The organism is Kitasatospora sp. GAS1066B, assembly GCF_041262605.1.
Classification (GTDB): domain Bacteria; phylum Actinomycetota; class Actinomycetes; order Streptomycetales; family Streptomycetaceae; genus Kitasatospora.
Genome location: NZ_JBGCCO010000068.1, coordinates 1 through 12813, shown reverse-complemented (window position 1 = coordinate 12813; position 12813 = coordinate 1). Strand labels below are relative to the sequence as shown.

At 73.1% G+C, this 12813-nt stretch carries 13 protein-coding genes and 1 pseudogene; 6 read left to right on the top strand and 8 right to left on the bottom strand.

Annotated features, from left to right (window positions below; genetic code table 11):
• The 5 genes from ABH937_RS37715 to ABH937_RS37695 all read right to left on the bottom strand — a co-directional run.
• On the bottom strand, window positions 1–330 hold a 330-nt coding region (locus ABH937_RS37715; RefSeq protein ID WP_370220812.1), incomplete at its 3' end, for an SseB family protein.
• 127 nt (window positions 331–457) lie between these two features.
• Window positions 458–643, bottom strand: a complete 186-nt coding sequence (locus ABH937_RS37710; protein ID WP_280694088.1) for a DUF397 domain-containing protein — start codon at window positions 641–643, stop codon at window positions 458–460.
• Window positions 640–822 carry a DUF397 domain-containing protein gene (locus tag ABH937_RS37705; protein WP_280694089.1) on the bottom strand — a complete coding sequence of 61 codons (183 nt, stop codon included), beginning with the start codon at window positions 820–822 and terminating at the stop codon, window positions 640–642. Before ABH937_RS37705 ends, ABH937_RS37710 begins: the two co-directional genes overlap by 4 nt.
• The gene (locus tag ABH937_RS37700) at window positions 819–1007 is read right to left on the bottom strand and encodes a DUF397 domain-containing protein (protein WP_280694090.1); all 189 of its coding nucleotides are present in this window, start codon (window positions 1005–1007) and stop codon (window positions 819–821) included. Before ABH937_RS37700 ends, ABH937_RS37705 begins: the two co-directional genes overlap by 4 nt.
• Complete coding sequence (locus ABH937_RS37695) at window positions 979–1830, bottom strand: helix-turn-helix transcriptional regulator (protein ID WP_280694091.1); 852 nt, start codon at window positions 1828–1830, stop codon at window positions 979–981. Before ABH937_RS37695 ends, ABH937_RS37700 begins: the two co-directional genes overlap by 29 nt.
• A 216-nt stretch (window positions 1831–2046) precedes the next feature.
• Between ABH937_RS37695 and ABH937_RS37690 the strand changes: the two genes are divergently transcribed.
• Genes ABH937_RS37690 through ABH937_RS37680 form a run of 3 tightly spaced genes read left to right on the top strand, consistent with a single transcriptional unit; the run spans window position 2047 to window position 2695 of the window.
• Window positions 2047–2292, top strand: a complete 246-nt coding sequence (locus ABH937_RS37690) for a hypothetical protein (RefSeq protein ID WP_280694092.1) — start codon at window positions 2047–2049, stop codon at window positions 2290–2292.
• Window positions 2289–2492 (top strand): hypothetical protein, encoded by a 204-nt coding sequence (locus ABH937_RS37685; RefSeq protein WP_280694093.1) that lies wholly within the window; start codon window positions 2289–2291, stop codon window positions 2490–2492. Before ABH937_RS37690 ends, ABH937_RS37685 begins: the two co-directional genes overlap by 4 nt.
• Window positions 2489–2695 carry a hypothetical protein gene (locus tag ABH937_RS37680; RefSeq protein WP_280694094.1) on the top strand — a complete coding sequence of 69 codons (207 nt, stop codon included), beginning with the start codon at window positions 2489–2491 and terminating at the stop codon, window positions 2693–2695. Before ABH937_RS37685 ends, ABH937_RS37680 begins: the two co-directional genes overlap by 4 nt.
• Before the next feature lie 20 nt (window positions 2696–2715).
• On the opposite strand, the gene ABH937_RS37675 is transcribed toward ABH937_RS37680, so the two are convergent.
• Window positions 2716–4989 carry a CRISPR-associated endonuclease Cas3'' gene (locus ABH937_RS37675; protein ID WP_280694095.1) on the bottom strand — a complete coding sequence of 758 codons (2274 nt, stop codon included), beginning with the start codon at window positions 4987–4989 and terminating at the stop codon, window positions 2716–2718.
• Between the two features lie 173 nt (window positions 4990–5162).
• Here ABH937_RS37675 and ABH937_RS37670 point away from each other — a divergent pair, with 173 nt between their 5' ends.
• Window positions 5163–5846 carry a DsbA family oxidoreductase gene (locus ABH937_RS37670; RefSeq protein ID WP_280694096.1) on the top strand — a complete coding sequence of 228 codons (684 nt, stop codon included), beginning with the start codon at window positions 5163–5165 and terminating at the stop codon, window positions 5844–5846.
• A 16-nt stretch (window positions 5847–5862) separates the two neighbouring features.
• On the opposite strand, the gene ABH937_RS37665 is transcribed toward ABH937_RS37670, so the two are convergent.
• Window positions 5863–8163, bottom strand: a complete 2301-nt coding sequence (locus ABH937_RS37665; protein ID WP_280694097.1) for a sigma-70 family RNA polymerase sigma factor — start codon at window positions 8161–8163, stop codon at window positions 5863–5865.
• Between the two features lie 346 nt (window positions 8164–8509).
• Window positions 8510–9328, bottom strand: coding sequence for a helix-turn-helix domain-containing protein (locus ABH937_RS37660; RefSeq protein WP_280694098.1), 819 nt, complete (start codon window positions 9326–9328; stop codon window positions 8510–8512).
• 381 nt (window positions 9329–9709) lie between these two features.
• On the opposite strand from ABH937_RS37660, the gene ABH937_RS37655 reads away from it, so the two are divergent.
• Window positions 9710–11089 carry an NAD(P)/FAD-dependent oxidoreductase gene (locus ABH937_RS37655; protein WP_280694099.1) on the top strand — a complete coding sequence of 460 codons (1380 nt, stop codon included), beginning with the start codon at window positions 9710–9712 and terminating at the stop codon, window positions 11087–11089.
• A 172-nt stretch (window positions 11090–11261) separates the two neighbouring features.
• Window positions 11262–12596, top strand: a pseudogene (locus tag ABH937_RS37650) (PP2C family protein-serine/threonine phosphatase); the annotation flags it as partial.
• Window positions 12597–12813: the final 217 nt, after the last annotated feature.

The following is a 12813-nucleotide window of genomic DNA, read 5'->3' as shown; positions in this document are numbered from 1 at the left end:
CACCGCCGAAGCCGGCAGCAGGAACGGCGCCGGACCCGCCACATCCACCGCCACCCCCGCCGGAACGCCCAGCGCCGGCAACGCCACATCCAGCAGGCGCGAGCCACGCACCGTCAGGTAGTCCACCTCGCCGTCCAGGCCACGCGCGGACGCGAACCGGGCCAGCGTCGACTCGTCGGTGAACGCGTACAACCAGCGCACCCCGTCCGCGTCCCCCGCGAGTGGCTCACCGTTATCGGTCGGCGCCAGCAACAACGCCGCGCGCAACGCCGCCAGCAGCGCCGGCCCATCCACCCGCCCCGCGTGCAACGCCGCCAGACGCTCGGTCAACCCCACCCCGGACACCAGTCCCCCGTAACGCTCGGCTATCAGTTCGATACGAACGACACCATAGCTGACGGTGATGACACGATGACGGCCGTGCCCGAGGAGTCGGGCACGGCCGTGGCGGGAGGAGTCAGCGGGTGGTGAACTCGCCGGTGGAGGTGGCGCGGACGAAGGCCTGCCAGGAGGCGGGAGGGAACGTGAGGAACGGGCCCTCGGGGTCCTTGGAGTCGCGGACCTGGCCCGGGGTGGCGTCGTTGACCTCGATGCACTCGCCGCCGTCACCGTTGCTGTGGCTGCTCTTGCGCCAGGTGCTCATCGGTTGAACTCGCCGGTGGAGGTGGCGTGCACGAAAGCTTGCCAGGCGGTGGAAGGGAACGCGAGGAACGGGCCGCTCGGGTCCTTGGAGTCGCGGACGCAGCCGGGGTTGGCGTCGTTGACCTCGATGCACGCGCCGCCGTCGGGGTTGCTGTGGCTGCTCTTGCGCCAGGTGCTCATCGGTTGAACTCGCCGGTGGAGGTGGCGTCCACGAAGGCCTGCCAGGCGGTGGGAGGGAACGTGAGGAACGGGCCCTCGGGGTCCTTGGAGTCACGGACCTGGCCGGGTGCAGTGTCGTTGACCTCGATGCAGTCGCCGCCGTCTCCGTTGCTGTAGCTACTCTTCCGCCACTGGGCGAGCTGCATGGTCGAATCCCCTCAGTGTCGCGCCGATCGTCGCCAGGGAGTCCTCGGGCGACAGGGCAAGCGCCCTCAAGTGATCGTAGTACGCGCGACGCTTCGCGACGTCTTCCGATTTCTCGATCAACGAGCCTGTCCTGCTGCCTTCTTCGTACGCAACCACGTGTCCTCCCGGAAGCGTCAGCAGCACGAGTGACCCGCCCATCTCGGAGTGAGCACCAGCGCTGAAGGGCAGAACCTGGATTGTCAGGTGCGGTGGCCGTGCGGCGTCCAGCAGTCGCTGCATCTGGTCGCGCATGGCGATGGGTCCACCAACTGGCCTGCGCAGGGCCACCTCATCCAGGATGAACCAGTACCGCGGTGGGTTGGCGCTGCGGAGGCGCTCCTGTTGCTTGAGTCGGGCAGCGACCTTCTGCTCGATCTCTTCATCGGTTGCGAACGGGTCGCCCGAACGCATGATTGCCTCTGCGTAGTCTGGAGTTTGAAGCAAGCCTGGCACGATCTCGGTGAAGCTCTCGCGGACGACCGCCTGCGCGGCCAACTCCATGTACCGCTTGTACCGGTCCGGGAACTGCTCCAGGATCGCTAGCGGATACAGCCTGGTGAAGTGCCCATCCGTCCCGAACGCCGCATCCAGCTTCTCCGACAGCCCCTCCGGCGGCAGCGACTCCGCCGTCTCGATCCGCGACAGATGCGCCTTCGAGAACTTCAGCACCTCGCCCAGCTGCGACAACGACATCCCCGCCGCCTCGCGGTACCGCCGCAGATCCGCTCCGTACAGATCCCGCGCCGAACGCTCCGGGAACAGGGGGCGAGGCTGGAAGGCCATGGCGACGACTCCTCCGTGTTTCCACTCGCGGACGTGGAACGGCCCGCTCCTTCCCAGGCTAGCCGCGAAGCGCAACGCTTGAGGCACAGAGCGTGAAATTCATCCGCTCAACTGCGCCACGGAGAAAGTAATATGATGGATCATCAAAAGGACCGGCTGATGCCCGAGTGCCAATGCCCCGCGAACTGCGGCGGCCGGCCCGAGGCGGCCCGTCGGATGACCCCGGTCTATCCGATCATCCGCCCGGGCGATGCCAAGCCCCCCACCCACCCCTACCTGCCCACCCGAAAGGGCGAGTTGGTCTTCGACGCGCTCAACGACCGGCTCGGCGTCCTGATGGACCGGGTCGGCCGCCTGATCTACCTGCGGCCGGAACGCGGCGGCGCCGAGTGGGATGTCGACCTTGACTGGATCGTTCGCCCACCCGCTGCCCGCAATGATCACGAAGGGGCAGCCAAATGATCAGCCCTCGCCGCCAAGCGGTCGTCGCCCTCGAGGCATTGACGGATTCGGTCAACGCCGCCAACCTGGAAATCCTGGATCTCGGCGACGGTTGGGTTATCACTTCGTCGGGTGACATCCTGGTCCGACTCCGGCCGCTCACGCTCTCCGAAATCGTGCAACTCGCCGCAGCCCTCCGTCGATTGGCCCCCTCCAGATGACAGAACAGCAGGAACTCGACCGGACCGACGTTTCGGTATTCGCCCACGAGGTGGTGGCGTGCGTCCTGCTACGGAGCGGGGAAGACGACGACGAGGTCTTCCCGAATGCCCCGCATCGTGTCGCGGCCTATCTGGTCTCGATCACCGCAGTCGTGATCCTGGTCGTCCTGCTGTTCATTCTGCTGTCGCCGAGTCTGATTTGACGATATGACGATCTGACATATCAACTCGGCGACTCCAGGATCGGATTCGGAACCTGCCCGTCATGCCGCGCGCTGGACCGCCAGTCTGCGACCCGGACCAGCGTCTCCAGAAAGGCGAGCCGGAACGGCCCGAGCTCCGCCTGATCCCGAAGTCCCTCCGCTCGTGCGGTCCAGGTCGAGGGCGCGCGGAACGCGTCGGTCCGCAGCACACCGGCCGGGAATCGCTCGCCGTTCGACAGCGCGATCTCGGGAGTCCGGTCCCCGTCCCGCACGCCGAGCAGCAGCGGGGCCTCGTCCGGGCCCGGGCGGGCGGCGATCCGTACCTTGCCGTGGTGGGCGGCGGCCAGGTAACTGACCAGGAAGTCGGTCTGCTCGGCCAGCAGGATCAGCGCGCTGACCAGCTCGTGCCGGAAGTACATCCGGCTGTTGACGCCGGTGTTGTAGGGGGCCTTGGACTTCGCGAGGAGCCCGGGCGGCTGGTCGCCGCCGCCACCGCGCAGCATCTGCTGGAACGCGTCGTGGCTCTTGCCCAGGTCGTGATACCTGGCGGCGCGGAAGACGGCGTCCCGGTGCCCGGCGGCCAGGCCCGGCAGTTCGGCCAGCGCGGTGAGCAGCGCGCGGGCCTCCTCCTCGGTCTCCATCAGGTGCTGGTCGAGGCTGACCCATGCGGTGCAGGCGAAGAGCCAGGACGGTGCGGGCGGGCCGTCGGCCACCGCGACGGGTGCCGCACTGGCGGGCGTCCAGCCCGTTGCCGGGAGGTAGCCCCCGCGCGCGGCGTCCAGCAGGACGGTCGTGCCGGGCCGCAGGTCCTCGGGAGCGGCGCGCCGCCAGTGGCCGTCCAGCTGGTCGCGCAGCCAGCCGCGGCCGTCGGCGAGCAGCGGCGCCAACTCGGCGAGCGGCACGGGGCAGAGCTCGGCGCGTCCCGGATCGGGCTCGTCTTCGGCGGGCTCCCCAGCGGGCTCCTCGGCGGTCTCCCCAGCGGTCTCCCCGGCCGTCTCGGCAGCCCAGGCGCGCCAGGCGACGAACGCCGTCGTGTCCTGCGCCGCGCAGACCAGGGGAGTGACCTTGGCGGCCGGCTCGGCGCTGGTGTCGAAGAGCGCCAGCAGTTCCGCCCGTTCCAGCCCGTCCACCGGCTCGCGGTGCTCGGCGATCCGCGCGTCGAAGAGCTGCTCGGCGGTGACCGGCTCCCCCTCGCGCGCGTCCAGCCACTGCTCGGCCGCCGGTTGGCCGCCGCCCTCCGGCGGAACGCACCAGAGCAGGTCGCCGCCCCCGGGGTACTCGCCGTGACGGTTGCAGCGGCCTGCTCGCTGCACCAGGGAGCTCCAAGGCGCGAGTTCGGTCAGCAGGGTGCGGCAGCTGAGGTCGAGCCCGGCCTCCACGGTGCCGGTGGTCACCGTCAGCTCGGCGGGCTCGGGGCGATCGCCGGGTCGGACGTACGGGTGGAGCAGCACGGCGGGCCGCTCGGCGGTCAGCGCCCGGTGGACGGCGCGGGCCCGTTCCACGGTGTTGAGCACGGCGACGGTCCGGGTGCCGGGGACGTGCGCGGCGAGCAACGCGCGGACCAGCCGTTCGACGTAGCGGTCGGGGGCGAGGTCCAGGCGCCGGACCCGCCGCGCCCCGCCCGCGCCGGCGCGGACCCGCAGCACCCGCCCGTCCGGCTCGTTCGGCCCGTTCGCGTCCCAGGTCGAGGACATCCACAAGGTGTGGGTGGGCGCGGCGGTGCCCAGCCGCTCGCGCAGCCGCTGGAGCCGGACGCCGGTCGCGAGGGCCGGGCCGAACAGGTGCAGCTCGTCGAAGACCCACTGCGCGTCGTTGTGCAGCAGGCCGTAGGAGACCGCCGCCATCCGCCGGTTGTCCGCGAACCCGCGCATCAGCGCCCGGCTGAGCAGCAGGTCCTGGGTGCCGACCAGGATCGCGGTGCGCTCGGGGTGCCGCCGCCAGCTGCCGTCCTGCACCGAGCCGCCCGCGAGCAGGTGCAGCCCGACCTCGTCGGCGAGCCCGAGGCGGTCCAGCCACTCGCGGATCCGGTCGGCGGTCCGGTCGGCGAGGCTGCGGGCGGGCAGCACGTAGACCAGGCGGCGCGGCGTCCGGTCGGGGTCGGTGACCAGGCGGCGGTGCAGCCAGGGCAGCACGGCGGCCACGGTCTTGCCCGCGCCGGTCGGGGCCTGGAGCAGGTCGGGCAGGCCCTCGGCGGCCAGGCGGGCCTGGTACGGATAGGGGGCGTGGCCGGTCGCCTGCCGCACGAAATCCCCGAAGTCCTGGAACCTGTCCCGACCCTCGCACTGGTCCGCCATCGCTTGCGACTCCCCTCGGCTCGGCCTCACACCCTGGCCGTACTCGACGCGACGGTCAACTCCCGCAGCACCGTGACCAGCTACGGAAATGCTCGGCCGTGCGGGAATGCGGAGTCGGACATTTCGGTTCACACTCCACGTTCAGCCGACCCCGCAGACAGGAGCCAGCCCCCATGAAGGTCGAGATCTACAGCGACATCGCCTGCCCGTGGTGCTACATCGGCAAGCGCCGCTTCGACCAGGCGCTGGAGCGCTTCGAGGGCAAGGGCGAGGTCGAGGTGGTCTTCCGTCCGTACCAGCTGGTCCCGGACGCCCCGGCCACCGCCAGCCCGCACCGCGCCTGGCTCGCCGAGCGGTACGGGCCGCAGTCGCGGGCGATGGACGACCGGGTGACCGAGCTGGGCAAGGCGGAGGGCATCGACTACGACTTCGACACCGCGCTGCACGCCAACACCTTCCTCGGCCACCGGCTGCTGCACCTGGCCGAGACCGAGTACGGCGCGACGGTGCAGGGCGTGCTCAAGGAGGCGCTGCTCAAGGCGCACTTCAGCGACGGGGTGGACGTCGGCGACCGGGCCGCGCTCACCGAGGTGGCGGTTGCGGCCGGGCTCGACCGGCAGCGGGTGACCGCGTACCTGGCGGGCGAGGAGGGCGCCGACGAGGTGCGCCGGCAGCTCGCCGAGGCCCGGCAGCTGGGGATCAGCGCGGTGCCGACCTTCGTCTTCGAGGGGCAGTGGGCGGTGCAGGGCGGCCAGGAGGCGGAGACCTTCCTGAAGGTGCTGCGGCAGGTGGCCGCCGAGGAGCAGGCGCAGGCCGTTGACGGTGAAGCGTGCGAGGACGGGGCCTGCGCCGTCTGACGATCCGTCAGGGGCGTCAGCAGGTGAAGCGCGCGTTCGCCCAGTCCGCGATGTTCCCGCCCGACCAGAAGCCGTCCACCGGCGTGACCACCAGCCGGATCTGGTGCTGCCCGGCCAGCGGCACGTGGACCGGCACCGGCGCGTCCCCGGGCCGCAGCGTGGGTGAGGACCAGAGCGGGAGCTGATCGTCGCCGGTGACGGTGAAGCGCACGGCGCCCGGTGCGATCGTCAGATCGTCCAGCCCGGCCACGCCGTCGTAGGCGGTGCAGGACCGGTTGAGGTCGATCGCGACCGTCGACGGGGCGTGCACGCTGACCCCGCGGGAGTAGGACGCGCCGCCCAGCCAGAGGTTCTGGCGCTGGAGCAGCCAGCCGCTGCTGTCCCGGCGGCTGATCGTCGGGCCCGGCGGCGGAACCCGGTCCGAGCCCTTGCTGAACGGGAGTTCGTCGATCCAGTAGCTGATCGGCGGGACCACGGGGGTGGGCAGCACGCTCGGCACCGGGGGGAGCGTGGGCGTCGGGACCACCGGAGTGGGGATCGGCGGCAGGCTCGGGGTCGGCACCGGGGGCGGGGTGGGGAGCGGCGGGGGCGGTGTCGCCGAGGGGATCGCCCGTGGGGTCGGTGAGGGCTTCGGGGCGGGCTTCGGCGCCGGGACGTGCCTGGGCGGCGGCGGGGGCGGCGTGGGCGTCGGGGTGGGCGACTGCGGGGTCGGGGTGGGCGCGGCCGGGGGTGGGGGAGTCGGGCGGGCCGGGGCGCTGGGGCTGGGCAGCGGCGCGGCGGCGGGGGGCGCCTGGGCGGGGGAACCGGTCAGCGCGTAGGCGACGGCGGCGACGGTGGCCACCGCCACGGCGGCCGCGATGCCCGCCTTGGCGGCGGTGCCGAGGCCCTCGCCGGCGGCAGCGGCGGCGCCACCGGACGAACCACCGCCGGCCGCGCCCGCTCCGGCCGCGCCGGTGCCCGCTGCTGCTCCCGCCGTGCTCGCTCCCGCTGTGGCCGCTCCCGCTGTGGTTGCGCCCGCGCCGGCCGCGCCTGCCGTCGTGCCCGCGGCGGCGGTCGCCACCGCGCCGCTCGTCGCCGTGCCGCTGCTCGCGGCCGCCACGCCGCCCGCCGCGGCCCCGCCGGCCACCGCGCCGGCGCCCAGCGCCGCCGCGATCGCCGTGAAGGTGCCCGCGCCGACCCAGACCAGCACGCCGCCGGGCAGCACCAGCCGCAGCGCGTGGTTGACCTCGACCAGCTCCAGCAGCGCGGCGGTGCACCGCTCGCACCCGCGCAGGTGGTCGCCGACCTCGGTGCCGGCCCGCTTGCGCAGCGCGCCACGGGCGTACAGGCCGAGCCGGTTGGCGTACTCCTCGCAGCCCTGCGGCTGGCTGCCGGAGACGTGTGCCTGAAGGAAGCCGGCCGCCAGCCGGGAGCGGGCCCGGTGCGCCTGCACGGCGGTGGCGTTGGCGGTCTTGCCGAGCAGCACGGCCACCGTCTTCGGGGACTCCCGCTCGACCACGGTGTGCCAGAGCAGCACCCGGTCGTCCTCGGGCAGTTCGGTGAAGGCCTGCATCACCATGCGCTGGTCGGCCAGCGCCATCGCCCAGGCGTCGGCACCCGGGTCGGCCAGGTCGAACTCGATCGAGGTGGCGGCGGTGGACTGGCTGAAGCTGCCGAAGTCGTCGACCAGTTGTTCCCGACGCTCGCCGCGCATCCAGCCGGCGGCGATGTTGCGGACCGCGGTCAGCAGGTAGGCGCGGACCGCGAACTCCGGTCCCTTGCCCGCCTTCAGCGCCTGGAAGGTGCGGGCGAAGACCTCACCGGCCAGGTCCTCTGCGGTGAAGCTGTCCCGGCAGCAGCTGCGCGCGTAGCGGCGCACCGGCTCGGCGTGCCGACGGTAGATCTCCTCGTACGCGCTGTCGTCGCCCGCCCGCACCAGAGCCGTCAGCTCGGCGTCGGAGGGCGGGCGCTCGCCGTCCACCGGGTCGGCGGGGGGCGGCACCAGGCCCAGCGGAGTCTCGAATTCCGGATCGTCGTCGAGGTCGCCGTGCGGACCGGAGGCCTCGCCGAGATGCGCCACGAACGCTTCCGGGGTCACGCCGCCCTGGCCGGCGACGGCCTGTCCGGGGACCCGGCCGCTGATCGGCGGGCCGCTCGGGGCACTCGTGCCGGTCGGGCCGCTCGGGCCGCTCGGGGGTGTGTCCGCGCGGTCGGGCGAGTCGGTGAGCGATTCGCGGGAGGGCGCGCCCGCCTGGCCCGGCACCTGGCCGGTCGCGGGCTCCGCGCCGGGCTCGGTGCCGTGTTCGGCGCCGCGCTCGTTCTGCTCGTCGGCGGTCATCGGCCCGCTCCGTCCGCGGCGCGGGCCGCAGTCGGCACTGGAGTCGGCACTGGAGTCGGCAGCGAAGCCGGCACCGGGGGCGCACAGTGCTGACAGGCGTGCTGCAGTGCGCCATCGCCTGCTCCGGCGTGCGCGGCGGTCACGGCACCGCGAACGGTGCGCACCGGGACATTGGCTCCAACCACGGCCAAAGAATGGCATAGCGGTGGGTGCACCGGAAGTCGTGGACCGCTCGACCCACTCTTCCGGGGAAGCGTCCGAGGTCCGCTTCCCCCGCTCCGGCGCAGCCAGTTGACGCCAGGTTGACGGCTGCCGCCGGATTGACGGTCGACCGCCCCCGGCCGCCTCACGCGGCGCGCAGGCCGTCCAGCAGGATCCGCAGCAGTCGCTCGGACGGCTCCGCCCCCTGGCCGGCCGCCGCCGCGCCGCGCCCGATCGACGGTGGCACCGCCGCCGTCAGCACCAGCACGATCTCCGAGACCGTGACCCCGGCCCGCAGTTCACCGGCCGCCGCCGCCCGGGCCACCAGCGCGGCGAGTAACTGCAGCAGCAGCCGCGGGTCGGCGTCCGGCACCCCGGTCGCGGCGGCCGGTTCGACCGGCTGGCCGCCCGCCCAGCTCCCCGTCCCTGCCCCGGTGTCCGCGGGCAGCCGCTGCTCGGGCACCCGGGCCAGCTCCTCGGCGTAGCCGAAGGCCTCCGGGGGCAGCAGCCGCCCGGCCCCGGTGCCCACCGCGGTGGCCAGGTAGCCCGCCAGTGCCTCCCAGGGCCGGGCCGACCCGTACAGCGCCTCCCGGGCCCGCGCGGTCAGCCAGGCCACCTCCTCGGCGGCGATCCGCTGGACCAGCACCTCCTTGCTCGGGAAGCGCCGGTAGACCGTGCCGACGCCGACCCCGGCCCGTCGCGCCACCTCCTCCATCGGCGCGTCGTAACCGAGTTCGCCGAACACCTCGCGGGCCGCGCGCAACACGCTCTCCAGGTTGCGTCGCGCGTCGACGCGCAGCCGTGGCCCGCCCGTCCGCCGTTCCGACACCGGTGCCGACGGCACCTGGCCGGCCACGGGTCGGTGCGGGACGGACAGCGGTGCCCGCTGTTCCGGCACGGTGCTGGCACTCGTGCCCAGCTGCGGCACAGCCGGTTCGCCCAGCAGGTGATCCTGATCGTTCAATCCCAACCCTCCCCCGGAGGAGCCCTGTCCGGGCTCTCGTGCGAAGTCGTCGCAGCCGTCCGTGACCTGCACGGGTCCAGCCCCAGCCCCCCCCGGCCCCCCGGCGCCCGCGTGGTCGCCTGCGCGACGCGCGGGATGGCTCATCTCCCGCACGGGCGAAGGATCATCCGCGGACTACCCTTCCCCGTTTCAGGCTCGGGCAGTCGGGCTGGTCGGCCAACGGTAAATCAGGCCGTAATGGATTCACCACCCGGGGTGACGGCTTTTCGGGCGCGCCCTCCCGTGCACCACCCCCGCACCACCCCGCCCGGGAGAACCCGTGAACCCCACCCGAATCCGGTACGCACTGTGGACAAGAGGCCCCTCGGCAGGGCGTCATGGTTGCGTGAACCAGGTCACACCGATTCGAGCGGGGGTGGCACCATCCGGATCCTGATCGTGGGCGGCGGTTGCGCGGGGCTGACCACGGCCCATCGGCTCCAGCGGGAACTCCAGGCGGAGTTGCGGGCCGGGCGCGCGGAAATCACCGTGGTTGAAGCCGCACCCTACCTGACGTACCGTCCGCTGCTGGCCGAGGTGGCGGCCGGTTCGATCGATCCTCGGCACGTCGTGGTGCCGCTGCGCCGCGCCCTGGCGGACTGCCGGGTGCTCACCGCCCGGATCACCCGGATCGATCACGCCCGCCGACTCGCCTGGCTGGCCCCGAGCGGCGGCGTGGAAGCCGAACTGGCGTACGACGAACTGATTCTGACGGCGGGTTCGGTCTCCCGAACCCGGCCGATCCCCGGCCTGGCCGAGCACGGCCTCGGCTTCGAAACGGTCGGCGAGGCGGTCTCGCTGCGCAACCACGTGCTCGACCAGCTCGACCTGGCCTGCTCCACCCGTGACCCCGAACTCCGCGACGCCGCGTTGACCTTCGTCTTCGTCGGCGGCGGGTACGGCGGTGTCGGGGCGCTCGCCGAGCTGGAGGACATGGCCCGGCAGGCGCTGCGCGGCTACCCCAACATCCAGCCGGGCGACCTGCGCTGGGTGCTGGTCGAGGCCGGCGACCGGATCCTCACCGAGGCCGACCCCGCGCTCGCCGAGCACGCCCTGGCCCAACTGCGCGACCGGAACGTGGACATCCGGCTCGGGACCACCCTGGAGTCCGCCCAGCACCGGGTGATGGCGCTGTCGGACGGCAGCCGCTTCGCGGCCCGCACCCTGGTCTGGACGGCCGGGGTGCGCCCCGCCCCGGTGCTCGCCGCCACCGATCTGCCGCTCGACGAGGACGGCCGGGTGCGCTGCCTGGGCACCCTGCAGGTGGCCGACGCCGACGGGCGGGTGCTGCCCGGCGCCTGGTCGGCCGGCGACTGCGCGGCGGTCCCCGCACCGGGGGTCGGGCTCGAAGGGGCTGGGTGTCCGCCCAACGCGTGGCACGCGCTGGCCCAGGGCGAGTTGCTGGCCGAGAACCTGCTCGCGGCGGCCGCCGGGCGGCCACCACGCCCGTACCGGCCCGAACAGACCTACGCCTCCGCCTCGCTCGGCCTGCGCCGCGCGGTGGCCCACACCCGCAAGGGCAGCCTGACCGGCCGCCGCGCCTGGCTGCTGCACCGGGCCCGCACGCTGCGCGGCCTGCCCAGCCCCGAGCGCCGGGTGCGGGTGCTGGCCGACTGGGTGCTCGGCGGCCTGTTCGCGCGCGAGGCGGTGTCGCTGGCCTCGGTGGAACACCCGCGCGCGGAGTTCGAGGCGGCGGCCTGCACCCCCGCGGAGGAGGGCTGACCGTGGGCTGACCGCCGGCCGCGCGACGGGCCGTACAACACGACCAACACACGTACGACTTCCGGAACGACACCTTCACCTGACAGGATCTGCGTGACAGCCCGTCACGGCCAGTGCAAACATAAGTACGAACTGTGACGACAATCCGGGATCCGAGGAAAGCGACAGACGGTTGAACCTCATGCGCTGGAGTGCGCGGCTCACCGGGGCCCCGTGGCGTGTCGCCGCCCCCGCACCGGACGACCCGGTCGCGCTGCCCGGTCCGCGCGACCCGCTGGGCAGTGCGGTCGGCCTGCTCGGCCCCGACCAGCTGCTCGACCTGCACGAGCTGTACGACCTGCGCGACGTGCTGGGCCGGCTGCCGGCCCCCGTCGTCGTCACCTACGGCTCCCGCCACCGCCTCGGATACGCCAACGACGCCTACCGCGAGCTCTTCGGCAGCCGCACTCCCGGCCAGCCCGCCGAGGAGGCGATGCCCGAACTCGCCGAACTCGGCCTGCTCCCGCTGCTCGACCAGGTGCTGCGCAGCGGCCGCGGGCGCAGCGTGAAGGCGCGCAGCATCGCCGACCCGGCGGCCGGCCCGCCGGGCGTGATCGGCCGGACCCGCTGCTTCAACGTCTCCTGCGTCCCGCTGCGCTCCACCGAACGCACCGCGGCCACCCGCGACGGCCAGCCGCCCCCCGCCGTCGGGGTGCTGATCTACGCCGCCGAGGTCACCGACCAGGTCGCGGTGGCCGCCCGGCTGCGCGAATCCGAGCGGCGCCAGCGCGAGGCGGCTGTCACGCTGCAGCGCAGCCTGCTGCCGCAGAAGCTCGAACAACCCGCCGAGCTGCGGGTCGCCGCCACCTACCAGCCCGGCGGCGCCGACGCGGCGGTCGGCGGCGACTGGTACGACGTGATCCCGCTGACCGGCGACCGCACCGCGCTGGTGATCGGCGATGTGATGGGCCGCGGCCTGCGGGCGGCGGCGGTGATGGGCCAGCTGCGCACCGCCGTGCGCGCCTATGCCCGGCTCGACCTGCCCCCGCACCAGGTGATGGGCCTGCTCGACGGCATCGCCATGGAGATCGACGCCAACCAGATCGCCACCTGCGTCTACGCCGTCTACGACCCGCCCCGAGACCCCGTCCCGGGCCACCCCCAAGCCGGCACACTCACCTACGCGTCGGCCGGCCACCTCCCGCTGATGCTGCGCGGCCCCGACGGCACCGTGCTGCAGGGCGAGCAGCAGAACGGCCCGCCGTTGGGCACCGGCGGCGGCTCGCACAGTTCCCACTCGCTGCGCCTGCTGCCCGGCACCACCGGCGTCCTCTACACCGACGGCTTGGTCGAACGCCGCGACCAGGACATCGACGAGGGCCTCGGCCTGCTCGCCCGCACCCTGGCCGGCGCGATCGGCTCTCCCGACGTGGTCTGCGCCCGCCTGCTACGGGCGATGGGCGTCACGGCGGAGCACGACGATGACGTGGCGGTGCTGGCGTTCCAGCTGCCGCCTCAGGCGGCCGGCGCAACCGGGGTTGACTCGTCGCCCACAGAGGTCTAGTGTTCTTCGAGCTGCCTGTCAGGGAGCACCGGACGTTCACTTCGATACGGACGGTCCCGAGTGCAGCCACTCTCTGAAACACCACTCTCGGCAAGATCGTCGATCGCTGACGTGTCGCTTTTTGCGCCTTACAGCGATGGGCTTGTTTTGCCGTGCCGGTAATTCGGTGAGTGCGGCCGGA